General features: G+C 71.6%; 22 protein-coding genes. 10 read left to right on the forward strand and 12 right to left on the reverse strand.

Annotated features, from left to right (window positions below; genetic code table 11):
* Nucleotides 1-40: 40 nt before the first annotated feature.
* The 3 genes from QT196_RS00975 to QT196_RS00985 all read right to left on the reverse strand — a co-directional run bounded on the left by QT196_RS00975 (nucleotide 41) and on the right by QT196_RS00985 (nucleotide 2,440).
* A complete protein-coding gene (locus tag QT196_RS00975) occupies nucleotides 41-955 on the reverse strand; it encodes an MBL fold metallo-hydrolase (RefSeq protein ID WP_290354123.1) in 915 nt (304 codons plus the stop codon).
* 262 nt (nucleotides 956-1,217) lie between these two features.
* Nucleotides 1,218-1,688 carry an SRPBCC family protein gene (locus QT196_RS00980; RefSeq protein ID WP_168476488.1) on the reverse strand — a complete coding sequence of 157 codons (471 nt, stop codon included), beginning with the start codon at nucleotides 1,686-1,688 and terminating at the stop codon, nucleotides 1,218-1,220.
* Entirely contained in the window at nucleotides 1,685-2,440 is a 756-nt protein-coding gene (locus QT196_RS00985; protein WP_290354124.1) for an alpha/beta fold hydrolase, read from the reverse strand. Before QT196_RS00985 ends, QT196_RS00980 begins: the two co-directional genes overlap by 4 nt.
* Before the next feature lie 62 nt (nucleotides 2,441-2,502).
* Here QT196_RS00985 and QT196_RS00990 point away from each other — a divergent pair, with 62 nt between their 5' ends.
* From QT196_RS00990 to QT196_RS01000, 3 genes are all read left to right on the forward strand, one after another.
* The gene (locus tag QT196_RS00990) at nucleotides 2,503-3,093 is read left to right on the forward strand and encodes a TetR/AcrR family transcriptional regulator (protein WP_168476490.1); all 591 of its coding nucleotides are present in this window, start codon (nucleotides 2,503-2,505) and stop codon (nucleotides 3,091-3,093) included.
* A gap of 167 nt (nucleotides 3,094-3,260) precedes the next feature.
* Nucleotides 3,261-3,935: a hypothetical protein gene (locus tag QT196_RS00995; RefSeq protein WP_168476491.1), complete on the forward strand. Its 675-nt coding sequence runs from the start codon at nucleotides 3,261-3,263 to the stop codon at nucleotides 3,933-3,935.
* A gap of 174 nt (nucleotides 3,936-4,109) precedes the next feature.
* Nucleotides 4,110-4,958 (forward strand): endo alpha-1,4 polygalactosaminidase, encoded by an 849-nt coding sequence (locus QT196_RS01000; RefSeq protein ID WP_266738824.1) that lies wholly within the window; start codon nucleotides 4,110-4,112, stop codon nucleotides 4,956-4,958.
* An 83-nt stretch (nucleotides 4,959-5,041) separates the two neighbouring features.
* Here QT196_RS01000 and QT196_RS01005 read toward each other — a convergent pair whose 3' ends face one another.
* Complete coding sequence (locus QT196_RS01005) at nucleotides 5,042-6,094, reverse strand: cytochrome d ubiquinol oxidase subunit II (protein WP_290354125.1); 1,053 nt, start codon at nucleotides 6,092-6,094, stop codon at nucleotides 5,042-5,044.
* Complete coding sequence (locus tag QT196_RS01010; protein WP_266738826.1) at nucleotides 6,091-7,575, reverse strand: cytochrome ubiquinol oxidase subunit I; 1,485 nt, start codon at nucleotides 7,573-7,575, stop codon at nucleotides 6,091-6,093. Before QT196_RS01010 ends, QT196_RS01005 begins: the two co-directional genes overlap by 4 nt.
* Nucleotides 7,576-7,823: 248 nt before the next feature.
* On the opposite strand from QT196_RS01010, the gene QT196_RS01015 reads away from it, so the two are divergent.
* Nucleotides 7,824-8,651 carry a MarR family transcriptional regulator gene (locus QT196_RS01015; protein ID WP_290354126.1) on the forward strand — a complete coding sequence of 276 codons (828 nt, stop codon included), beginning with the start codon at nucleotides 7,824-7,826 and terminating at the stop codon, nucleotides 8,649-8,651.
* Between the two features lie 165 nt (nucleotides 8,652-8,816).
* On the opposite strand, the gene QT196_RS01020 is transcribed toward QT196_RS01015, so the two are convergent.
* On the reverse strand, nucleotides 8,817-9,155 hold the full coding sequence (locus QT196_RS01020; RefSeq protein WP_168476495.1) for a hypothetical protein: 339 nt from the start codon (nucleotides 9,153-9,155) through the stop codon (nucleotides 8,817-8,819).
* 174 nt (nucleotides 9,156-9,329) lie between these two features.
* Here QT196_RS01020 and QT196_RS01025 point away from each other — a divergent pair, with 174 nt between their 5' ends.
* From QT196_RS01025 to QT196_RS01035, 3 genes are all read left to right on the forward strand, one after another.
* On the forward strand, nucleotides 9,330-10,952 hold the full coding sequence (locus QT196_RS01025; protein ID WP_168476496.1) for a helix-turn-helix domain-containing protein: 1,623 nt from the start codon (nucleotides 9,330-9,332) through the stop codon (nucleotides 10,950-10,952).
* 259 nt (nucleotides 10,953-11,211) lie between these two features.
* Entirely contained in the window at nucleotides 11,212-12,489 is a 1,278-nt protein-coding gene (gene alr / locus QT196_RS01030) for an alanine racemase (protein WP_290354127.1), read from the forward strand.
* Nucleotides 12,490-12,570: 81 nt separating this feature from the next.
* Entirely contained in the window at nucleotides 12,571-13,665 is a 1,095-nt protein-coding gene (locus QT196_RS01035) for an amino acid permease (RefSeq protein ID WP_290356593.1), read from the forward strand.
* A gap of 139 nt (nucleotides 13,666-13,804) precedes the next feature.
* On the opposite strand, the gene QT196_RS01040 is transcribed toward QT196_RS01035, so the two are convergent.
* A complete protein-coding gene (locus QT196_RS01040) occupies nucleotides 13,805-14,278 on the reverse strand; it encodes a lamin tail domain-containing protein (RefSeq protein ID WP_290354128.1) in 474 nt (157 codons plus the stop codon).
* Nucleotides 14,279-14,826: 548 nt separating this feature from the next.
* Here QT196_RS01040 and QT196_RS01045 point away from each other — a divergent pair.
* Nucleotides 14,827-16,128 (forward strand): M64 family metallopeptidase, encoded by a 1,302-nt coding sequence (locus QT196_RS01045; protein WP_290354129.1) that lies wholly within the window; start codon nucleotides 14,827-14,829, stop codon nucleotides 16,126-16,128.
* A gap of 229 nt (nucleotides 16,129-16,357) precedes the next feature.
* Here QT196_RS01045 and QT196_RS01050 read toward each other — a convergent pair whose 3' ends face one another.
* The gene (locus QT196_RS01050) at nucleotides 16,358-17,365 is read right to left on the reverse strand and encodes an NADP-dependent oxidoreductase (protein ID WP_290354130.1); all 1,008 of its coding nucleotides are present in this window, start codon (nucleotides 17,363-17,365) and stop codon (nucleotides 16,358-16,360) included.
* A 165-nt stretch (nucleotides 17,366-17,530) separates the two neighbouring features.
* The gene (locus QT196_RS01055) at nucleotides 17,531-19,051 is read right to left on the reverse strand and encodes a sigma-70 family RNA polymerase sigma factor (protein WP_290354131.1); all 1,521 of its coding nucleotides are present in this window, start codon (nucleotides 19,049-19,051) and stop codon (nucleotides 17,531-17,533) included.
* Nucleotides 19,052-19,368: 317 nt separating this feature from the next.
* Here QT196_RS01055 and QT196_RS01060 point away from each other — a divergent pair, with 317 nt between their 5' ends.
* The gene (locus tag QT196_RS01060) at nucleotides 19,369-20,283 is read left to right on the forward strand and encodes a CAP domain-containing protein (protein ID WP_168476500.1); all 915 of its coding nucleotides are present in this window, start codon (nucleotides 19,369-19,371) and stop codon (nucleotides 20,281-20,283) included.
* Between the two features lie 84 nt (nucleotides 20,284-20,367).
* Here QT196_RS01060 and QT196_RS01065 read toward each other — a convergent pair whose 3' ends face one another.
* On the reverse strand, nucleotides 20,368-21,075 hold the full coding sequence (locus QT196_RS01065; protein WP_168476501.1) for an alpha/beta hydrolase: 708 nt from the start codon (nucleotides 21,073-21,075) through the stop codon (nucleotides 20,368-20,370).
* A gap of 288 nt (nucleotides 21,076-21,363) precedes the next feature.
* On the opposite strand from QT196_RS01065, the gene QT196_RS01070 reads away from it, so the two are divergent.
* Nucleotides 21,364-21,873 (forward strand): MarR family transcriptional regulator, encoded by a 510-nt coding sequence (locus tag QT196_RS01070; protein ID WP_168476502.1) that lies wholly within the window; start codon nucleotides 21,364-21,366, stop codon nucleotides 21,871-21,873.
* A 7-nt stretch (nucleotides 21,874-21,880) separates the two neighbouring features.
* On the opposite strand, the gene QT196_RS01075 is transcribed toward QT196_RS01070, so the two are convergent.
* On the reverse strand, nucleotides 21,881-23,143 hold the full coding sequence (locus QT196_RS01075) for an amidohydrolase family protein (RefSeq protein WP_168476503.1): 1,263 nt from the start codon (nucleotides 23,141-23,143) through the stop codon (nucleotides 21,881-21,883).
* A complete protein-coding gene (locus tag QT196_RS01080) occupies nucleotides 23,140-23,667 on the reverse strand; it encodes a nuclear transport factor 2 family protein (protein WP_168476504.1) in 528 nt (175 codons plus the stop codon). Before QT196_RS01080 ends, QT196_RS01075 begins: the two co-directional genes overlap by 4 nt.
* Nucleotides 23,668-23,734: the final 67 nt, after the last annotated feature.

Consider the following 23,734-nt stretch of genomic DNA (forward strand, 5'->3'; position numbering starts at 1 on the left):
GCGGCCCGCCCGCGTCGGGTTCCCCCGGGCCCGGGGCCCTTCACCAGCGCACAGCGGTGAAGTCGATGGGCTGCGGCTGAAGGGTGCGGGTGCGGGCCGCCAACTGCTCCAGGCGGCGGGTCATCTCCTCGGTCGGGAGCCGCTTGCGGTCGCCGTGGCCGGGCAGCACCCACTCGAAGCGCAGCCGAGGCGCCGTCCGGGCCAGGGAAGCGGCCAGCTCCGTGATCGAGTACCAAGTGACACTGGCGGCCACCTCCAGGTCGGATGTGGTGCGCGACCAGTAGAAACTGTCGCCGCTGAAGCAGTACCTCCCATCGGCGAGGTAGAGCACGCTGCCACGGGTATGGCCGGAAAGCGGATAGGCGGTGACTCCCGCGCCGATCTCGACCGGGTCGGTGCCCCCGATGACGTGGTCCGCGTCGGGAGCGGCGTCGAGATCGCCCTCGTGGATCCAGAGCCGGGCCCCGAACCGGTCGGCGTAGCGGCGGCCGTGCGCCGCATGGTCCCGGTGGGTGAGCAGTACGTCGGTAACCGGCCCCAACGCCTCGTAGCGGGCGGCGAGTTCGGCACTCCATCGTGGGGTGTCGATCATCATCGTGCTGCCGTTGGGGCGGCACAGCAGGTAGGCGTTCGCTCCTGCCGTGTGAGGGGAGTTGTGGCCACAGAGATGGACGGTGTCGTCGAGGGCGAGGGGGAAGGGGTCGACGTCGGGGGTGAGGCGGTGCGCGGGGTGGCGGATGGACCGGGTGTGGCAGGCGAAGGCGGCCGCGTACAACTGCTGTTGCTCGGCCTCGTTTCGGGGCTGCCGGATCACTTCCGCCCGTCCGTCCTGCTCCCGGATGACGTCGGGGGCCAGTTGCCGGGCCACGTCACAGTTGGTGCAGCGCGCATCGACGTACCAGCCCTCGCCGGTCCCCTCCTCCGATGCCGCCGCGGGTCCGAGGTCGTTACTCATGACAGGTCCGCCCTTCCTGGTCAGGGTAGGTGTCGGAATGAGCCGTCAGTGCGCACTGCTCCCAGAAGTACCCCGCCGTGCGGCAAAAGCGGAAGAGGGGACGGACCTTGCGCTTTGCGGCTGGAACGTCTCTTCCGGTGGGGAAACGGACGTCGGGGGCTGGGCGATATGCACCCATTTACCCTATCCGTTGGCGGCTCCCTGCCCGGACGGAACGGGGGACCTGCCCCCGCCCCTCCAACGCGCCGAGGAAGCCGCCGATTCAGTCGGCCCGTTCGCACGCGGCACTCAGCCGACGGAGCGTCATGCGCATACCCGCGCGGTTCTGGGCGGCGCGCCGGACGGCCGGGGTGCCGGTGAAGACCAGGCCCAGCAGCTCGGCGAGCCGGCGACGCCAGCCATGGCGGCGGCGGTCGATCCAGTACTCGGTGACCAGGGTGCCCCGCTCGGTCGGGGTCAGCCGGTAGCCCCAGCGCGCCACGGGCAGCCCGAACGTGATGTTGTCGAAGGCGAATTCGCGGCCGGGGTCGGCGGTGACGATCCGGCAGGTGGCGAACCACACCCAGCAGGCCTTGCGGTTGATCCCCACGAAACGGTCTCCGCGGGGCCACACCCAGATGACTTCCGGGCTCCACTGCGCCATCCGCCGGACGTCGGCGAGCGCCGCGTAGACGGCCTGCGGCGGGGCCGGAATCTCCAGGGATTCCTCCACACTCCACACCCGCCCGGTCATCGCGTCCTCCCCTGGGGCGCCGCCCCGTACGTCCGGGCCGTGACGACCGCGGCGGCATCCCGCACCTGCCGCGTGAGACCTGCCGTATCGGTGAGGCTGGTGATGTGTCCGCACCTTGCGCGGATGGTGAGGCGGCCGTCGCGACAGGCGTTGAGGAAGCGGCGTTCATGGCGGCGGAAGTGGTCGCGTTCGCCGTTCACCAGCCAGACCGGGCCCGGATACGCGGCGAGCGAGGCCAGGGGGTTCATCTCCCGCACCGCCTCGACGATGTTCGGCACGGCCTCGGAGCTCAGCCCGCCCGCGACCATGGCGTCCGCCTGGGGCCGGGGCAGTGCGCGGCGGAACGCGAAGGCGCTGAGCCGGTTGAACTCCTCGGGGCGCCTGGCCGCCAGCCGCCCCGCTCCCCGGTAGACGGCCCCGAACACCCCGCGCGGCAACGCCGTACACCCCATGGCCATCAGACCGAGGACACGATCCGGGTGGGCGGCGGCGGTGGCAACGGCGACATAGCCGCCCAGGGACAACCCCACCACCATTGCGCGGCCGCCGAGTTGGTCCACGGCGTCGACGACCGCCTCCACGGCTCCGGGCATGGTGAACGGTTCCCCGCGCCGCGTGCCGTGGCCGGGCAGGTCGGGCGCGGCTATGGGATGACGCTCGCCGAGGGCTTGGATCACGGGTCGCCACATCGTGCCGCTCACGCGCATGCCGTGCACGAAGACGATGGGCAGCCCGGCTTCATTGGACTCCATGTCCGGCACCGTACCCCAAATGCAACGCAACGTTGCGTTGTTCTCGATGCTAATCTCCCCTCATGAGCGAGGAGCGGCACGGAACACGGCGCAGCGGCGGCCCACGGAAGGCGCAGGAGATCTTCGATGCCACGCTGGACCTGCTGGCGGAGAAGGGCTACGAGGGGCTGACCATCGAGGGGGTCGCCCAGCGGTCCGGCGTCAACAAGACCACGATCTACCGCTGGTGGCCGTCCAAGGGGGCACTCCTGGGTGCCGCACTCATCGGCGCGCGCCAACTCGACTTCACACCTCCCGACACCGGGAGTCTCGCCGGGGACCTGGAGACCCTGCTGCACACGGTGGTAACCCTCCTCACCACACGCCCGGCCTCCGATATCGCCGTCTCCGTGCTGGGCGCCGCCACCCAGAGCCCCGAACTGGCCGTCCACGTAAGGGACTTCTTCGCCGACCGGATCGCGCTGGAGCGACCCGTCTTCGACCGCGCCATCGCCCGCGGCGAGCTCGCGGCGGACACCGACACCACGTTGCTGATGGACCTGCTGGCCGGGGCCGCCTGGGTCCGGGTCGTCCTGCGCCAACTCCCGCTGGAGAAGGGCTTCGTGTCGCGCACCGTCGGCACCCTGCTCAACGGAGCACGCGTACGGACCTGACGCTGCCTCCGTTTCAGCCCCTTAGAGAGTCTGTTTCAGCATCAACTACAACTTTGCCAATTCTTGGTGTAGTTGGCACAGATTTCACACCAGTCTCAAACGTAACGCGACGAACGTCACACGCAGACACGTCGCTTTCACAAAGCTGGGCGAGAGGTAACAGCACGATGAGTAAAAGCAGAATGACCCGCCACGGCAGCCGGCTGATGGCGCTGTCCACGGTGTCACTGGGTCTGGTCGCCGCGATGACCATGCCGGCCGCCGCGGAGGAACAGCCCACCCGGGACCAGCTCATAGCCGACTGCTCTTCCGGTGAAGGGAAGTGCAGCTTCAACGAGCCGACCCTCGGCAAGGCGTACCTGGGAGACTTCCGCCAGGTCTCCAACTCGCTGTACAACTGCAGCACCTCGGACGCCACCCAGTCGATGGGCTGGGCCGACACCGTGGGCTCCACGGACTCGGTGGGGGTCTCCGTCACGGTCGGCGGCAAGATCGCCGATCTGATCGACCTCAGTGTGACCGCGACCTACAGCCACACCTGGTCGAGCTCGCACACCGAGAACAGCTCGCTGAACATGACGGTGAAGCCCGGCGAGGTGGGCTGGATCTCCCGCGCACAGGTGATGCAGACCGTCACCGGCACCTGGCAGACCCACTACGACAGCCCGAAGTGGGGGCACTACTACTGGTACGTGCCGGACACCGTCACCGGGCCGGCGGCCAACGGGACGGACGGCCAGAGCAACGCGGTGACCGTCAAGACCCGCAAGATGACCGCCGCGGAGAAGAGCTCCTGCTCGTCCGACACGAAGAAGGGTCAGGCGTTCGTGGTCAAGCGCTGACCACGGGCGACGTCGCGCAGCTGAACGGGGGCGCGGTCCCCGCCCTCGGGCACGGAACCGCATAACGGCCGCCGACCACAGTGCCTCTCGGCTCCTACGGACCGGGAGGCACCTTCGGGCCCTGCCTGCGGCCTCGCCGCCGGCTGTACGCGCGTGCGCGCATAAGCTCCGCCCGTGCACTCTCCACGCTCCCGCGCCGCCGGCGCCCTCGTTCTGATCATGGCGCTCGGCACGGCATGCTCCGCCGAACGTCCCCCGCACGCCGCCGGATCCGGGACCTCGGCGCCCTCCCCCGCCGCGCCCACCGCGGTGCGGCCACCGACCGCGAACGCCGTCTTCGACTATCAGCTCGGCGGCGCCTATCCGCCGCCCGCCGGCGTCCGGGCCGTCTCCCGCGACCGCACGGCCAAGCCGGCGCCCGGCCGCTACAACGTCTGCTACGTGAATGCCTTCCAGGCACAGCCCGACGACGGCTCCTGGGAGGATGACCACCCCGAACTGCTGCTGCGGGACGAGCACGGAGATCCCGTCATCGACGAGGACTGGGACGAGCCGCTGCTCGACATCTCCACCAGCGCCAAGCGGGCGGCCCTCATGGAGATCGTCGGCCCATGGATCGACGGCTGCGCCAAGGCCGGTTATGACGCCGTGGAGCCGGACAACCTCGACTCGTACGAGCGCTCCGACGGCAAGCTCACCGCCGGGCACGCCGCGGCCTTCGCCCGGCTCCTGGCCCGCCGCGCCCACCAGCGGCAGCTGGCCATCGCGCAGAAGAACACCACCGACCTGCTGCCGCAGCACGGCCGTATCGGCTTCGACTTCGCCGTCGTCGAGGAGTGCACCCGCTACAAGGAGTGCACCGACTTCGCGGCGGCCTACGCCAACCGGGTCTTCGTCATCGAATACCGGAAGCAGGACTTCACGGCCGCCTGCCGCGCCTGGGGCAAGAAGCTCTCCCTCACCCTGCGCGACCGCGAGGTCCGCCCCGCCGGTGCCAAGGGATCACTGCGCCGGTACTGCTGACCTCTGCCCTGCGCGGCCCGGAGCGGCGGGGGCAGCATTCCAGGGAGCCGGGGTGCCACCGGCCGGAAGCCTTCCCGTCGTGGTCAGTTCAGCTCGGTCGGATCGTCGCGAGCCGGTTCGGTGCGGCGCAGGTCGGTGTCGGAGAGCGGTTCGAGTTCGCCGTGGGTGTCCAGCCAGTACAGGAAAGCCACGGCCGGGCAGACGAGCACTACGGCGACGAGGGTGACCAGGCCGGTCCAGCGCAGGCTGCCGGGGTCGCCGGCCCCCGCGGCCACGGTCAGGGACGTGGGGATGAGGTAGGGGCGTTGGGCGGCCCCCCAGGCGATGACCGACGCCGCGACCACGCCGACGGCGGTGACCCGGGACCAGCCGCCGGGCCGGCGCAGCAGCCATCCGGTGGCGACGGCACAGACCCCGGCCAGGATGACGAGGCCGAGGCCGACGCCATGAGTGAGCCCGTGCCAGACATGCGGGGCATCGCTCCGGGTGACGGTCAGCATGACGGCCGCGAGTACGGCGAGGGCGACGACACTGCCCAGAGCCCGCCGCCGGAAGTAGCCGACCAGATCGGGCGCTCCGTAACGGGCGGCGTCACCGGCGAGGAACACGGCGCCGAGGAAGGCCGTCGCCACGATGGCGATCAGTCCGAAGAGGATGGAGGTCGGGTTGGCCCAGGCGTGGGCCGAGGCCTCCGTGCCCGGCACCGCCCGGCCCGAGGCGATCCCGCCGACGGCCGCGCCGAGGAAGAACGGGGTGAGCAGCGAAGCGATGGCGAAGACGGCGCCGTAGAGGCGTCGCCCGGCGATCCGGCGGATGGGTTTGCGCAGCGCGAAGCCGGCGCCGCGCAGCACGAGGCCGATGGCGGCCAGGGCGAGCGGCAGCCACATGGCGGAGAACACCGTCTGGAACAGGGTCGGGAAGCCGGTCCACATGATGACGAAGACGAAGACGAGCCAGACGTTGTTGACCTCCCATACGGGGGCCATGGCGTGGTCGATCAGCCACCTGGCGCGCGCGCCGCGCCTGGCGCCACCGGCCGTCAGGTCCCAGAACCCGGCTCCGTAGTCGGTGCCGCCGGCGCAGGCGTAGGCGGCGACGGCGAGCAGCAGCACCACGGCGATGACATCGGCGATCACGGCCGGCCGTCCTCGGCCGGTCCGGGCCCGGTGCCGCCGTCGGGTGGCGGGTCACCGGCCGGTACCCGCGCGCGGGGCCCGTACGGGGTGTCGGCCTCCGGTTCCCCGGTCCGCTCCCCCGCCGCCCGGCGCGCGTCGTCGAGCCGCCAGTTCGTACGCATCTTGAGCAGCACGGCGAGCAGCGAGCCGAAGATGAACACATACACCACGACGACCAGGCCCAGCATGATCCAGAGGCTGGTGGACCGGGTCGCGGTCACCGCCTCGGCGATGCGCATGTGCCGGTAGACGATCCAGGGCTGGCGTCCCACTTCGGCGGTGATCCACCCGCATTCGACGGCGACGACGGAGGCGACGCCCGCGCAGGCCGCGCCGCGGAAGAACCACGGTGAGGCGGGCAGCCGGTGTTGCCGCAGCCGGCACCAGCCGTACCAGAGGGCGAGGAGGATCAGCAGGGACCCGATCACCACCATGGTGTCGAAGGCCCAGTGGGCGATGGTGGCCTGAGTGGGCGTCGGCCGGTCATCCGCCGGGACGGAGGTCAGTCCGGTCACCTTGGTCCCGGGGGTGAACCCGGCCAGGATGGAGTCGAATTGGGGGATCTTGATGCCGCCGGAGATGCTGCCGTCCGGGTGCAGTCGGCCGAAGATGTACTCAGGCACGTGGGTGTCGGTCCGCCAGACGAGTTCCGTAGCGGCGAACTTCACCGGCTGCTTGTGGAAGACCGACCGGGCGATCGAGTCGCCCAGCAGGAACTGCACCGGGGTGAACACCGCGGCGAGGGTGAACGGCACGGTGAAGCCGAGGCGGTGGTAGCGGTCGCGGCGGCCGCGCAGCCAGCCAACGGCGTAGACCCCGGCGACGGTGTAGCCCGCGGTGATCAGCATCGCCACCACGAAGTGCCAGTACTGGGGGCCGAACATCGGGGTGAAGATCGCCGACCAGATGTGGACGTCCACGGGCTTGCCGTCGGCGTCGAGGGTGAATCCCTGGGGGGTGTTCATCCATGCGTTGGCCGCCAGGATGCCGAACGCGCCGAGCAGGGCGGCGGCCGGCAGCGGCAGGCCCAGCAGGAAGTGGGTGCGGGGCTTCAGCCTCCGCCAGCCGTAGAGGTAGATGGCGATGAGGACCGCTTCGAGGAAGAAGGCCCAGGCCTCCACCCCGAAACCGATACCGAAGACGCCGCCCCACTTGCCCATCAGGCCCGGCCAGAGCAGTCCGAACTCGAAGGACAGCACGGTGCCGGTGACCACACCGACCGCGAACTGCACCGCCATCACCGCCGACCAGCGGCGGGCGAGGAGCAGGGCGACGGGATCGTTCCGGCGCAGACCGCGGTAGTGCATCACCAGGGTGATCAGCGGGAGCGCCACCCCGAGCGGTACCAGAATGATGTGCGAGGCCAGGGTGAAGGCCATCAGCTGCCGGGCCGGGAGCAGTTGGGCCGGAGCGTCCGCCAGCAGGGTGACCGTGGTGTGCATGCCTTACGTGCCTTCGCTGCTCGGGACGTTCAGGAGAGCGCCGGCCTCGGCGTCCACGCTTGCCTGCCTCCTCGGTGCACGGCCCGGCCCTGCGGGCCCAGCGACGGTCGCGCCGGCTCGTCACACAATCACCGGCGGACACGGGGCAGCACGCACCGTGCACCCGGGTTGCGCCGTTGGGCCGATGTACTTCGCCCGGTCGGCCCAGCTGATGGCCCGGCGCGCTGAGACCTGGTCTGATGGCGGCCATGACCATCACCGCCCGTCGCATGTTCGAGCTCCTGGAGCCGATCTGCCTGGTCACCTACCTCGCCGACGAGTGCAACGAGGAGCTGGCCGCGCTCGGCCACCGCACCTACTGGGACGGCTACTTCGCCAGCCGCGCCGCGCCGCTGGGGCGGGTGCCGGCGCAGGTCGTGCACGCGGCCTTCTACAGCTTCGCCGACGGGGAGGCCGCGCGGCACATCCCGAGCGCGTGGGAGACGATCCCGCCCGAGGCGTCCGTCGCCGCGCGCGAGCGGGGCAGCGCGGCCTCCGTACGGCGCATCCTCGGCGCCGAGCCGGCCGGCTCCCCTGGCCTGGTGCGCGCCGCCGACCTGACCACCAAAGCCGCGACGAGCGCGCCCACGGAAGGCCGGGTGATGTACGCCGGGATGCGCACCCTTCCGGTGCCGAGCGACCCGGTCGCCCAGCTGTGGCATTCCGCGACCATGCTGCGCGAGCACCGCGCCGACGGGCACATCGCCGCACTCCTCGGCGCGCACATCGGCGGCACGGAGGCCCATGTGCTCTCCGCGCTGGCGCAGGGCATCCACCCGCCGGAGTCGTTCGGGCGCATCCACCACCTGCCGAAGAAGCGGCTGGCCGCGGTCATGGACGGCTTGCGCGAGCGCGGGCTCGTCGACGCCGAAGGCCGGTTCACCGACGCCGGCCGCGAGACCCAGCAACGCATCGAGGCCCATACCGACGAGCTCGCCGCCCCGCCGTACGACGCCCTGTCTCCCGCCGAGCTCGACGAGCTGGTCGCCGAGCTCGAACCCCTCACCGCGACGCTGGTGGCCGCGGGGTCGCGGTGACGGGAAGCGATGGACGGGAGTTCTGAGGCCAGTTCTCAGGAGCGGCCCGGCGGCCGGGCCGCGGGACCCCGAGCGCGCTTGAGGGGCCCGGCGGCCCCACAACCGCCGAACCCCTCCGCGAGGGGGACCCGCCGGTCCCCCTCGTGCTCTCAGCCCGACGTCGCGCTACGCCGTCTCATGCCCGTTGGAGCCGTTGATCTTCTCGATCGCCTGCCGGGCCTGTTCCTGGGGGGAGCGGGCGGGCAGCGGCGACACCGTCGTGGAGGCCACGGCGGGCTGGACCCGCTCCTGTGGCATGGCCTTGGCGTGGGCCGCGGGTGACCGGATACGCAGGCGATGGCCGGCGGCCTCGTCCAGGGACACCGGGCGTTTGAACCGGGCAGCCAGCCGGGCGGCGTCCTGGCCGAGGGCGGCGACGTCCTCCCATTGCAAGCGCACCACCAGCGCGAGTTCGGCGTCTCCGTCCGGCAATGCCTGAAGCTGCGGGATACCCGGGTCAGTCATGCTGCCTCCTCACATCGTGGACCGGTGCCTCAGGGGACACGGATATGGAGAGATACGCACGGACTCCCGCGACCGTTCACCTCCCGCCGGCCGGAAATGAGAACCGGGGCGGCCCCGGCCGGCGGAGGTGCGGATTCCGTACGGCACGATGGTGGGTGGAACGGTGAACGGGTGATGCCAGTGATGAGCCTCCAGCGGCTTCTCAGCTCCGTCGGGCCGGCCGTGCTGTCGGGGGTGTGCGCCCCCGGAGGCACCGCGGTCCCGGTGGGAGATGTGGTGATCGCCGAGCCGGACGGTGGCTTCGATCTGCGTCCGGGCGATGTCGTCCTCGGAGTGAATCTCACGGACCGGGCACCGGCCCTGCGGCTGCTGTCGTGGTGCGCCGAGCGGTCGGCGGGCGCCCTGCTGCTCAAGGCCCCGGTCGCGGTCGACGAAGCGGTGGTCACCGCCGCGAGCGCGGCCGGAATCCCGCTGGTGCAGGTCGAGCAGCAGGCGGGCTGGGCGCAGGTCGTCTCGCTGCTGCGGGCGGTGCTCGACAGCGAGGGCTACGCGGACTCCGGCAGCGGGGCGGCCGGTGCCGAGGCGGGGGACCTCTTCGGTCTGGCCGATGCGATCGCCCGCGTGATCGACGCACCGGTCACCATCGAGGACCGCAGCTCCCGGGTCCTCGCCTACTCGGCGCGGCAGGAGCGCGGTGACGAGGCACGGGTCGCCACGATCATGGGGCGGCACGTCCCCGACGAGGTCAACGCCCAATTCCGGCAGCACGGCGTCTTCCGCCGGATCGCCCAGGACACCGGACCCATCTACGTCCCCGCGGTGGTCGAGGGCACCAAGCCGCGGCTGGTCATGCCGGTGCACGCCGGCGGGGATGTGCTCGGCTCGATCTGGGCCATCGTGCCGGGGCCGGTGCCCGCCGAGCGGGCCGCGGCGTTCGCGGACACGGCCGCGACGGCGGCGCTGCATCTGCTGCGCCGGCGCGCCGGTGCGGATGTGGAGCGCCTGGTGCTGACCGACATGGTCGCCACTGTGCTGCACGGCCAGGAGGGAGCGGCGGACGCGGCGCGGCGGCTGGGGCTCACCACCGGTCCCTGGCGGGTGATCGCCGTGGGGGTGCGCTGCGCGGACGACGAGGAGGCGGAGCGACAGCGGCTGACCGTATGGGAGCGTATGTCCCGCTTCCGTGGCAGTCGACTGCGGTCACCCGCGGCGATCGTCGGCGGCGTGGTCTACGGGATCGTCCCGGCGGAGATGGTCGGCCCCGGCGCCGACGACGGGCCCGGATGGCTGGAGACACTTCGCGGCATCACCGGGAAGCCCGATCCACTGATCGCGGTCGGCGGGCTCGCGGCGTCGGTCCCCGGGCTGGCGCGCTCGCGGGAGCAGGCCGATGACACGCTCGATCTGCTCCGGACCGGCTTGATCGCGCGCCGCCAGGCGGTGCACGACGAGGTGTGGGCGACGGTCGTGCTGCGCCATGTCGCGCGGTCCGCCGCGGCGACACGGATTGCGGGCGTCGGGCCGCTCCAGCAGCTGGTGGACCACGACCGGGCGCACGGTACGCACTGTGTGCCGACGCTGTACGCCTGGCTCCAGGAGCGGGGCGATCCACGGGCCGCCGCCGCCCGGCTGCACATCCACCCCAACACGCTCCGGCACCGGATGCGCCGCCTCCAGGAGGTCGTGGCGCTGCCGCTGGACGACCCGGAGGTCCGTACCGCTCTGCTGCTCCAGCTCACCGCCCGCCAATACGGCGCGGAAGGCGGCCCGGACGAACCGGTGGGTACTTCCGGGTGAGGGAACCCGGGCCGCTGCCCGGTATGTCGCTGTGACGGTCCGGCGTCTCCGTATGGCGGGATTTCCGTATGCCGTCCTCCCGTATGCCCTCCTCCTGTACGCGGCCTCCCGCCCCGCCGCCCCCTCCCGTTGTCCCGGCCCCACTGCCGAGCGGCCCGGGACGGTGCCGAGCGAACGATGACGGGCCGTCCCCCCGCCGAAACCATGGCTCCACCCGCAGCTCACCGGGCAGCAATGGATTTCATGGAAGGACGGTGGCATGTCGTTCGGCATGGCCCGCGAGGCCGAGAACGTCGAAGCCGGATACGGAGCGGCGGTGACCGCGGTCGTGGACGGGCGCCCTCTGGGGGTGTCCGGCGGGCCGGTCCCGTCCGCGGACGACCAGCAGGCCGGAACACCGCACGCCCAGGCCCGTATTGACCTCGCCGCGATCCGCGCCAACGTCAGCCGGTTGTGTGACACGGCGGGGCCCGCCGAGGTGATGGCCGTGGTCAAGGCCGACGCCTACGGGCACGGTGCGGTCCCGGTCGCCCGTGCGGCGCTCGCGGGCGGTGCCACCTGGCTCGGCGTCGCCGGGATGCGGGAGGCACTGGCGCTGCGCGCGGCCGGTGTCACCGGCCGGCTGCTGGCATGGCTGCTGACCCCCGGTGACGACTGGAGTGCCGCGGTGGCCACGGGTGTCGAGCTGTCGGCCGGTGCCCCGTGGGCGGTGCGGGCAGCGGTCCGGGCGGCGCAGGCCGTGGACCGTCCCGCGCTGCTCCACCTCGAAGCGGAGACCGGGCTCGGGCGCGGCGGCGCAGCCGCGGGCGACTGGCGGACGCTGGTGGACAGCGCGGCGTCCGCCGAGGCGGCCGGGTACCTCCGGGTGGTCGGCGTGTGGTCGCATCTGGCGCGGGCCGATGAGCCGGGACACCCCTCTTGTGAAGGGCAGTTGGCGACTTTTCGCGACGCGGCCGGGATCGCCCGTCGGGCCGGGCTCGCTCCCGATGTCCTGCATCTGTCCAACTCGGCCGCCACCCTGACGCTTCCGGAGGCGCACTTCGACCTCGTCCGTCCCGGGCTCGCCGTCTACGGACTGAGCCCGGTGCCGGACCTGGCCGGGCCTTCGGAGCTGGGGCTGCGGCCGGCGATGACGCTCACCGCCCGCCTGGCCTCCGTCAAGCGGGTCCCCGCCGGGCAGGGCGTCTCGTACAGCCACCGTTATCGCACGGCCTGTGAGACGACCCTCGGGTTGGTGCCGCTCGGCTATGCCGACGGTGTTCCCCGACACGCCTCGCAGGCCGGCCCCGTCCTCGTCGCCGGGCGGCAGCACACGGTGGCGGGCACCGTGTGCATGGACCAGTTCGTCGTCGATCTCGGCGACGCCTCCGCCGCGCCCGGGGACGAGGTGGTGCTCTTCGGGCCCGGCGAGCGCGGGGAGCCCGGTGCGGCGGACTGGGCGCGGGCCGCCCACACCATCTCCCACGAAATCGTCACCCGTATCGGCGCCCGCGTACCGCGCGCCTACACGGGCGGCTCGGCCTCCCGCGACCACTGACGCCCACTCCCCCACCCCTTCGGAGCACCACCGCCCCCGACGAAGACCGCCCCCTGACGAAGAGAGTCTTCACATGACGAGCTGACCGCGGCCGGGATCTACGTCCGCTACTGGTGGCCCGCGGTGCCCCAGTGGCTGCCCGGCCTCATCGCCCTGGCGATCCTCGGCGTGGTCAATCTCGCGGCGGTCCGGCTGTTCGGCGAGTTCGAGTTCTGGTTCGCCATCATCAAGGTGCTGACCATCGTCGTCCTGCTGGTCATGGCCGCCGCGATCCTGATCTTCGGCTTCGGTCCCCTGGGGGAGACCGCGTCACTGAGCAATATCTGGTCCCACGGTGGGGTCTTCCCGCACGGTATCGCCGGGCCACTGCTCGCCCTCCAAGTAGTGGTGTTCGCCTTCGTCGGAGTCGAACTGCTCGGGGTGACCGCCGGTGAGAGCAAGGACCCCGAGAAGACCCTGCCGACCGCCGTACGCCGGGTGATCTGGCGGATCGGGCTGTTCTACCTGGGTGCCCTCACCGCGGTCATGGCGCTCGTCCCGTGGAACCAACTCGATCCGCACGTCAGCCCGTTCGTGCTGGTCTTCGCGAAGGTCGGGATTCCCGCGACGGCCGCTGTGGTGAACATGGTCGTGCTCACCGCGGCCCTGTCGTCCTGCAACAGCGGGGTGTTCTCCACCGGCCGGATGCTGCACACCCTGGCCCGGGACCGGCACGCACCGGCCGCGTTCGGGAAGGTCAGCCGGCAGGGCGTGCCCGCCGCGGGCATCCTCGCCTCCATGGCCGTCATGCTGCTGGGGGTGGCCGCGAACTACTTCGTCCCGGAGAAGGCCTTCGCGTATGTCACGAGCGTGGCGACCGTCGCCGCGGTGTTCACCTGGGCGATCATCTCCTCGGCACATCTGCGCTTCCGGGCGGCGGTCCGGGCCGGGCGGCTCCGGCCGGTCGCCTTCCGTATGCCGCTGGCGCCGGTGTCGAACTACTTCGTCCTCGCCTTTCTCTGCCTGGTGGTCGTCCTGCTGGCCTTCGACGCCGAGACCCGTATCGCGCTGTACGTGGCTCCGGCATGGGCGGCGATCCTGGTGGCGGGCTACTTCTTCGCCCGTCGCGGCCGGGCCGCCGGACCCCAGGGGACACCGCCCGACGAGGAGACTCCGGAGGCGTCGCGGAGCAGGTAGCCAAGGGCCGGGGCCGTAGCCCGGGCCAAAAAATGGCGGTGCGCCACAGGCTGGCTGCCTGTGGCGCACCAATATGGGAGCGCTGGCCGGTGCGGGAGAGACGGGCGCCCCCTCCCGCACCGGTCAGCGCCGCACGGGGTCAGCGACGGTGACCGTGCCCCCAGCGCACCTGGTCGACGACCCGGCGGTGGTCGTTGCGCAGGGTCGCGTGGTCATGGTCGTTGTCCCAGACGTAGTTGCGCCGGTCCTGGTAGACCTCCCAGCGGTTGTCCTGACCGTGGCCGGTGTGGACACGGACCTGGCTGTGGCCGGCCAGTCGCAGGTTGCCGAAGCGGTAGTCGTGTCCGCTCTTGTCGGACAGGCTCCAGCCCTTGAGGTTGATCGGTGTGCGGCCGGTGTTCCGCACCGTCACCCACTCCGCGTTGAGGCTGCGGTTGGAGCGGTCGTCGCGTCCCGGGCTGTCGTACTGGATCTGTCCCAGGACCACAGCGGACCGCCAGCGCTGCGGAGCGTGGCGGTGGTGGCCATCCGCGCTGGCCGGGAGGGCGGCGGTGGCTGCCAGGGCGGCGGAGCCCAGTACCACCATGGCGACACGCGAAGCGTTACGGAACATCGAACCTCCTGTGAAAGGCGCCACGTTCAGGGCGCCCAAAAACCGGACACCCGGCCGGTTTGACCGGGCTCCCACAGAGTGACGGCCCGTCACGCCTTGGCGGAAGAAATCCAAGTTGGTGTTACAAAACACGGACATATACACAACCGCACCACGCCAGGCGCGTACGCCCCCGCGCTCGTCCCACCGCCAACGACGCCCCCTACACGTATTGCCGTGCGTCCCTTGCGGGACACGGGTCAGCGGGGGCCGACGGGACGGCAGGCGGGTGCCGGGGCGGGGTCGGGCAGGGTGCTTGGCCGGAGTTGGCGCCGGTCACACAAGTCGCCTGCCGGGAGCAGACATTGCTCTGCCAAACATCTGCTCACGCCTCCTCCCCTAGCCCGAACTCAACTGTCCGGTGTGCCACTTGCGCACCATCCGTTGCCTGGAGCCCCCGGAGCCTCTACGTTGAGCGCGCCTGATTTCGGCTCAACCCGCCGCGTTGCGACGGGCTTCGGGAGGAACCCCCCATGCGCAGAAGCACTTCCGGACATCACCGCAGACGCATGTCCCCACGCATACGCACCGCGGTGTCCGTCGGCATCGCCGCGGTGGCGGTGGCCGCGACGGCCGCCGCGGCCACCGCAGAAACCGCCACCCCGCCCCCATCCACCACACGCACCCAGCACGTCGAGTACTTCAGCGGCGCGGACGGCCACCCACGGCAGACCACCGTCCCGGCCCCGAAGCCGCTCGCGCCGTCCGAGAAGGCCGCGATCGCCGCCGGCGACGGCGATGTCACCTCGATCGTGCAGAGCGGCCCGGTCGGCAGCAAGCTCGATGTCGTCTTCATCGGTGACGGCTACACCGCCGCCCAGCAGGAGGACTTCCACGCCGACGTCCGCACCAAGTGGGCCAAGATCTCCGCCGTGGAGCCGTACGCCACCTACCGCGGCCTGTTCAACGTCTGGGCCGTCGACGCCGTCTCCAACGAGTCCGGCGTCTCCGGCGACCCGACCAAGGACGTGGTCCGCGACACCGCCCTGGACTCGGCGTTCTTCTGCGACGGCACCGAGCGGCTGCTGTGCGTCGACACCGGCAAGGTCGAGTCGTACGCCCCCAAGGCCCCGGCCGCCGACCTCGTCGTGGTCCTCTCCAACTCCAGCAAGTACGGCGGTGCGGGCTACAACGACGTCTCCTCGCAGGTCGGTTACGACGGGATCGCCACCGCCTCCTCCGACAACGACCAGTCGGACCAGATCGCGGTGCACGAAACCGGTCATTCGCTGGGCAAGCTCGCCGACGAGTACGACTACGGCCAGTCCGGGACCTACTCCGGACCCGAGCCCGCCCAGGCCAACCTCAGCAAGCTCTCGGCCGACCAGATGACCGCTCAGCAGCAGAAGTGGTACCGCTGGATCGGCCAGCAGTCGCCGGACGGCGGCGCGGTGGGCGCGTTCGAGGGCGGCGGCTACTACCAGTACGGGCTCAACCGCCCCACCGAGAACTCGATCATGCGGACCCTGGGCCAGGAGTTCAACCTCCCCGGCCGCGAAGGGATGATCGCGGGCTTCTACCGCTATGCGAGCGTGCTGAGCAGCCCGGTCTCCACCCACCACGCGGTGTCCCGCGGGACCCGTATCCGGGTCACCGCACCCGCCTCTGCGGAGCTGACATGGTCCGTCGACGGCCGCGAACGCAAGGCCGCGCGCGGCAAGTCATCGGTCATCCCGCGCACCCTCGGCGTCCCGGCCGACGGCCGCCCCCACACGGTCACGGCACGCGCCACCGACCGTACGAAGGCGGTCCGTGACCCGGCGCTGCGCAAGCTGCTCTCCCGCTCCCTGAGCTGGCACATCGCGCCTTAGTACGCCTTTCCAGCTCCTCGCACATCGCCCCGGTCGCCGGGCGGGCCGGTCCACGCGCCCGCCCGGCGGCCGGGGCCGGCTCGTTGTGCGGCGGCGTGGTCAGCGCACCAGCGGTCATCCCCGCGGAGGAGTTCGCGGCAGGTTACGACCGGCTGCTCGCGCCGCTGGCCGAGGCGGGCACGGAGCCGACCGCGCGGGTCTCACCACCGGTCAGTGCATCCCAGGTGGGTCAGATGCGCACCACCATCTTCCCCGTGTTCCGGCCATTCATCAGCCCGAGGAAAGCCTCCACCGCGTGCCCGATGCCGTCCTCGACCGTTTCACGGAAAGTGATCTTCCGTTCGGCCAGCCAGCCGCCCATCTCCTCGGCGAAGCGCGGCTGGAGGTACGCATGGTCCCCGACCTCGAAACCGCGCAGCGTGATCCGCTTCTTCACCAGCTCGATCATGTTGCGCGGCCCCGGCGCGGGCTCGGTGTCGTGGTACCCGGAAATCGCGCCGCACAGCGCGGCCCGGCCGTTCGGCTTCAGGACGTCGATGGCGGCCTCCAAGTGGTCGCCTCCGACGTTGTCGAAGTACACATCGATACCGTCCGGGGCGGCCTCGGCGAGGAGTTCGCGCACCGGGCCGGTCTTGTAGTTGAAGGCGGCGGTGAAGCCGAGTTCGCCGGTCAGATACTCCACCTTCGCCGCGGAACCGGCGCTGCCGATCACCGCCTTCGCCCCGCGCAGCCGCGCGATCTGCCCGGCCAGGCTGCCCACCGCCCCGGCCGCGCCGGAAACGAACACCGTGTCCCCCGGGCGCATTTGCGCGATCTCGGTCAGCCCGACGTAGGCGCTCAGTCCGGGCATTCCCAGTACGCCGAGGAACGCGGAGTCCGGGACCCCCTCGACGCGCCGCAGCCTGGTGAACCGGCCGGCCGGCGCGACCGCGGCGGTGCGCCACCCGAGGTCACTGAGGACCAGGTCCCCCGGCGACAGAGCGGCCACCCGCGAGACGACCACTTCGCCGACCGCTCCGCCCGTCATCGGCCGGTCTAACGCGTAGGCCAGGCTCCCCGTCTCCTCGGCGCTCATCAGGGCCCGCATATACGGGTCCACCGACAGAAAGGTGTTGCGGACCCACACCTCCCCGTCGGCCGGGGCCGGCAACTCCCGCTCCACGAGCCGGAAGTCTCCCGGCACCGGGCGCCCCACGGGACGTGCGGCCAGCTGCCACTCCTGCACGGTGTCGGTCATGCGCTGCTCTCCTTGTGTGCGACGGAATGCTTCTCCGTAAGGGTGCAGCGCTGCCGGCCCACATCGCATTCCGGTGCCAGCGGTTCGTCCGGTGTCAGGTGCCCGCGGTTCGTCCGGCGCCAACTGACCGACTCCGGGCGGCCGTTGCCCTCCCGGCCGGGTAAATCAGCGCGGTGCCGCCATGTCCTGGGTCCACCAGGGACCGCCCGCGCCCTGGACGACGCCGATGCCGACTTCCGTGTAGGCGCAGTTGAGCAGGTTGTCGCGGTGCATACGGTCGCCCATCCAGTCGTTCACCGCCCCGGCGGCGGTCCGCGGGCCGCGGTCGAGGTTCTCGCCCCAGCTGCTCCACCGGTAGCCGGTGGCGGTGATCCGGTCGTCGGGGCCGGTGCCGTCCGGGGCCTGGTGCTCGTAGTACTGGCGGGCCGCCATATCGGCGGAGTGCCGCTGTGCCGCGGTGTGCAGTCGCGGGTCGATGCGCAGCGGCCCGCAGCCGGCCTGCGCCCGCCGCTGGTTGATGAGTGCGGTGGCCTGCTCTTCGAGGTCGGGCGGGGTGGCCGAGGGGGTGGGGGTCGGGGTGGCGGACCCGGTGGGGGGTGCGGTCTTGGAGCGCGACGGGGACGGGGTGGGCGTGGGGGTGGGGGTGGGGGTGGGGGTCGGCGACGGGGTGCGCGAGGCCACGGTGTGGGTCGCCTTCGGCTCGGCCTTCTGCTTCTCCGGGGAGGTGTCGGTTGACCACCACACGGCGGCGCTGACGGCGACCACGAGGGTGGCGGTGCCCGCGACGACCGGGCCGGTCTTCCCCCGGGGTGGCCGCGGCGGCACGGGGTGTGCGCCCGACGTACCGGAGGCGTGGTGCGGCGTGGGTGCCGAGGTCGCCTGTACGGTCGCGGCGGTCGGGGCCGGCAGGACGTGCGGCGGAGTGAGGTGCGAGGGCAGGGGCAGCAGCGCGAGACCGGCCAGCAGGCCCTCGGCGGGCAGCAGGCCGTCCCAGTGCCCGGAGCAGTCCGTGCACTGCCGCGCATGGCGGGCTATTCGCTTGCGCCACAGGGCGCAGGGCTCCTGGTCCCAGGCTGCCGTGAGCTGGGACAGTTCGGGGCACAGCGGCGTCGCGGAGAGCGCGCGGACCACGACGCGGCCGGCCTCCAGCTGCTCCTTCATGCGCTGCACCCGGACCGCCGTCTGGCGGGAGTCGATCCCGACGGCGGCGACCAGTTCCGGCCGGGTGATCTCGCCGGCGGCCTCCAGCCACCACAGGGACAGCAGCGACCGGTCCCGCTCGTCCAGCCAGCGGGTGGCCGCGGCCACCTCCCGGCGCTGGCCGGACAGTCCCAGCTTCAGGATGGTCAGGTCCACGAAATCGGCCGAGCGGTCGGCCCGTTCCGGCGCCTGGTCCAGGCCCACGACGGGGGCCTTACGGGCGGAGGCCCACCGGCGCCGTACCTGGTTCATGGCGATCGCCACCAGCCAGGAGCGGAAGGACGCCGGCTCCCGCAGATCGGCCAGCGACTCCAGGACGCGCAGCATGGTCTCCTGCACCACGTCGTCGACGTCCGCATGGCCGTCCAGCGCCCGTCCCACGACGTTGTAGATCAGTGGCAGGTAGGCGGCGACCAACTGCTCCTGGGCCTCTTCGTCCCCGGCCTTGGCCGCTTCGACGGCCGCCGTCCCGTTTTCCTGCTTCACGCCCACTCGTTCCTGTTCCTTCGTGCGTACCCGTGGCCCCCGCACACCGGAGACCCCGCGCGCCGGCCGCGATAACGAAAACCTACGTGGGTCCGGAAGAGCCCCGTTCCCCGGCCCGCGCCCGTGGCCCGCTCCCGGTGTCCCGGACCGCTCACACCGCGTGGAATCGGGCCCGCCGACGGCCCGCGAAAAAAGTTTTCGCGGTTTTCGTTATCGGGCCCCGGCCCCGTGGTCTCCCCTGTGTCGGCCGCGAAACCAACGGGTCCCCCCGGGCTCCGCGGGCCGACGGATCGCTGTCCCCCACAGGAAACGGAACCATGAACTACGACCACCTTCAGACGGAGCGCCACGACGAGACTCCGGCCGGGAGCGGCCGCGGGACGAGCGAGTCCGGTATGCACCGGCGTTCCGGCGGAGCCGGGACGGGCGGCCGGCACGGGCGGACCGGCGGTTCGCACCGCGCCGGGAACACTCCCCGGCGCAAGGCCACCCTGCTGGCGGTGGCGGCCGTGGTCACCGTGGGCGGCGCGTCCGCGGTGCTGATGCGCCCCGACTCCGGTGCCGACCGGGCACTCGCGGCGGACGCGTCCGAGCCGTCGGCGCCCACCGCGAAGGTCTCCGCTTCCTCGACACCGGAAACCTCGCCCTCGCCCAAGCCGCACAAGCCCTCGGCCTCCCCGTCCAAGGCCAAGAAGCACGCCAAGAAGCACACCGCACCCCGGCCGAAGGCCAGCCGTACCGCAAGCGGTACGGAGAGCACCAAGCGCACGGCGCCCCGTACGCCGCACGTCGATTCCGGAGCGGGCGCCAACACGCCGAGCGGCGGGCAGGCCGCGACGGGCACCGCCGCGCAATTCGCGCAGAAGGTCGTCGAGCTGGTCAACGCCCAGCGCGCGCAGCACGGTTGTGGCCCGCTCACCGTCGATGCCCGAATACAGCGCGCGGCGCAGGCCCACTCGGACGACATGGCCGCCCGCAACTTCTACGATCACGTCACCCCGGAAGGCGTCGACCCCGGCACCCGGATGACCAAGGCCGGGTACTCGTGGGGCAGTTATGCCGAGAACATCTTCAAGAGCCCCAAGGACCCGGCCACGGCGGTGGACGGCTGGATGAAGAGCCCTGGGCACCGCGCCAACATCCTCAACTGCTCCTACAAGGACACCGGAGTGGGTGTCAATATGAGCGGCAACGGTCCCTGGTGGACACAGGACTTCGGCACCCAGCGCTGACGCGGTGAGCGTTCCCAGGGGTGCGGGCCGGAGCCGGCCCGCACCCCTGGGCCCCGCGCCACTGGGTCCCGCCGCGCCGAAAACTCAGCTGTCCGCCGGGGCGAAGGTCCGGTCGAGGAAGCCGTCGAGGCTGCGGCGGGCCGCCGTGCCGTGTGGGCCGGCGAAGATCTCGGCGGCGTGGCGCTTGCCGGGCAGGACCGTGACCTCGGCCTCGGGGAAGCTGTCGGCGACCTCGCGCAGCCGCTTTTCGTCGGAGAGCGGGTCGTCGGCGGTGCCCAGGAGCAGCAGTTCTCCCTTGTACGAGGTGCCGTTCCCGGCGGAGTAGCCGCCCAGCGAGGCGAGGGGGCTGATCCCGGCGACGCCGGCCGGGCGGTCGGTGCGGTCCGTGAGCATGCCGAGCATCAGCGTGCCGCCCATACAACCGCCCACCCACGCCACGTCCTTGGCGCCGCGCGAGCGCAGCAGGCGGGTCGCGTCGGAGATGGTCCGGCGACGGTCCGGACCCCAGTCGAGGGTGACCACGTGGTAGCCGTCGGCGGCGAGCCGCTTGGCCTCGGCCGCCCATTCGCAGGCGTCGCCCCAGGAGATGGGGGCGAAGACCACCCCGCGCGGGCCGGTGCCCAGGGTGACCAGGCGGCCGTCCTGTGAGGAGCCGGCCGGGCGGTAGGCGGTGGCGCCTTTCACGCCGTGGAAGCACGACGGCAGCCGGTCCGGTGTGGCGCTGAACTCTCGCACGGCGATGGTTCCCTTCTCGGTGGTTCCTCCCTCGGCGGGGCGACGGTTTTCCGCCATTGCGCTCCCCTGTGGGGCCTTTTCCGCGTCACGGCCGGCGCAGGCGGTGGCGCTGGTCAGGGCCAGAAACAGGACCGCTGTCATGGCCAGGGCACGTCTCGGCGCACATGTGAACATGAGAGAAGCATAGAGAGAAAGCATTCAGAAAAGCTATATTTAAAGGTAGATGGAAAGCTTTTCACAGTGTCCACATCTGGCAACCACACAGTCTCCCCAGGTCAGAACGTGCCTGTACGGAGGGTGGGATATCTTTGTACTGAGCATCGGGTAGAGGGAAGGCGGTTCACAGTGGAGCCTGACCACGTAGACGAGATCATCTCGGCATGGGGACACGAGCTGCCCGAAATCGCCGGTCTCCCCCTGGAACTGGCCAAAAGGACCGCCCTGTTGGTTTCGGCCTTTGATATCGCCGCGGCCGCCGAGCTGGAGAAACTCGGGCTCACTCAGGCCGAGTACGGGGTCCTCGCCACCCTCCGCCGGATCGGCGCGCCCTACCGCCTCAAGCCGACCGACCTCACCCACGCTCTCCTGCTGTCCTCCGGCGGGACCAGCAATGTCATCAAGCGTCTCGTGGCCGCCGGCTATGCCACCCGCGCGGCGGCCGAGGACGATGCGCGCAGCAGCTGGGTGCAGCTCACCCCGAGCGGGGTGGAGACCGCCGAGGCGGCGGTGCGTGCCACCACCGCCGTGCACGCCCGGCTCGTCGACCGGATTCCGGAGCGTACGGCGAAGGCCCTCAGCGAGCAGCTGCGCATCGCGCTGGCCGCCATCGAGGAGGGCGTGCTGATCCGGCGCTGACGCGCGGTCAGCGGCCGGTCAGCCGGTCACGCACCTCTTCCGCCCGGTCCAGCAGCCGCGGCAGCCCGGCGTACTCCAGCCGCCCGGCGCGCTTGACGATCCGCCCGCCGACCACCACAGTGTCGACATCGGCGCGGTCCATCGACGACACGACGGCCGCGGTGGCGTCGTGCACCGGCGCCACTCCGGGGCGGTCGGTCCGCAGCACCAGCAGATCCGCCTGCTTGCCCGGGGTGAGGGAGCCGATCCGGTCCGCCATCCCGAGTGCCTCTGCGCCGCCGAGCGTCGCGAATTCCAGCACGTCCCGGGTGGTGAGCAACGGTGCGTCGGGGCCCGCGTGGCCCTGGAGCGCGGCGAAGCGGCCGACCTGGAAGGCGGTCCGCATCTGCGTGAACATATCGCTCGGTGCGGCGACTTCGACATCGACGCTGAGGCTGGGACGCAGACCGGCGGCGGCCGCCGCGGCGAACGGCGGCAGTCCGTGGCCCATGGTCATCTCGATGGCGGGCGCGACCGACAGTGCCCCACCGCTGTCGCGGATCAGCTCCAGCTCGCCGGCGTCCAGACCGGTGCCGTGGATGAACACCGTTCCGGGGCGCAGTACGCCGAGGCGGCGCAGCCGGGAGACGGGTCTGCCGCCCCGGACGTGCAGTGCGGTCGGCACCTCCAGTTCACGGGCCAGCGCCCAGCTGTTCCGGGTGCCCTCGTCGCTGCCGAACTCGGCGTTCAGCGCCATGGTCACCAGACCGTCCCCGGCATGCAGCCGGCCGCTGCGGATGCGGCGGGCGTCCCGCGCGGTGCCCTGGCCGTAGGCGAAGACGCTGCGCAGCCCGGATGCGGTGAGCGCGTCGAGCAGGGCGTCGGTGTGCTCCTCGGTCGGCTTGTCGACATTGGAGATGTCCTGGACGGTGGTCACCCCCGCGTCCAGGGCACCCAGCGCACTCAGCAGATTGCCCACATGGAGATCGTCGGCGCTGAGCCGGGGCGCGAGCGTGTGCAGCACGGTCGCGAAGTACTGGTCGAGGGTCTGGTCGGCGCCGCTGCCGCGGAGCGCCGCCTGCCACATGTGCCGGTGGGTGTCGACGAAGCCGGGGAGCACGAGGCACCCCCGGGCGTCGATCCGCTCGTCCGCCGCGGCGGGGTCGATGTCCGGGCGTACCTCGAGGATCCGGCCGTCCGCCACCAGGATGTCGGCGGACGGCAGTTCACCGGTGGCCGGGTCCATGCTGAGGACCCGGCCACCGGTGACGAGCAGGCGTGCGGGGGTCATGCAGTGCCCCACCCCTGGGGCGGTGCCAGGCGGCCCATCTGGAGGTTCCAGTATTCGGTGTTGCGCCGGCAGCGGCCGTCGGGGGCGAAGGTCAGGAAGTTGGTCTCCAGCAAGGTGACCCAGTGCTCGCCGTCGGGGTTGAGGGCGGGGGCCCGCATGGTGACCCAGAGTTCGATGGCCGCCCGGTTGCCGGTGATGACCGGGGTGCCGTGAAGACCGGTCAGGTCGCTCTGGCCGGCGGTGATGTCGCGCCAGTAGCGGCCGATGGCGTCGCGTCCGCGGAAGGTCTGCGCGGCCACGCCGGGCACCGCCTCGTACACGGCGTCCGGGGTGAACAGCCGGACCGCGGCCTTGTCGTTCTTGGTCCGCCAGGTCTCCAGATAGGCGTCGGTCCAGCTCGACACCTGGGCGGCGGTGAGCCGGTCGGATCGTTCGTCGGCCTGTGCGGCCGGGGCCAGGGCCGCCAGGGGCAGCGCGGCGGCGCCGGCGCGGAGCAGAGTGCGGCGGTGGGTAGAGGGGTTCACGGGTGTTCGGTGCCCTTTCCGTACGGACGGGGTGACGCGGCCGGCGACGGCTTCGTGCAGCCGGGCG

The organism is Streptomyces sp. P9-2B-2, from assembly GCF_030406865.1.
Classification (GTDB): domain Bacteria; phylum Actinomycetota; class Actinomycetes; order Streptomycetales; family Streptomycetaceae; genus Streptomyces; species Streptomyces platensis.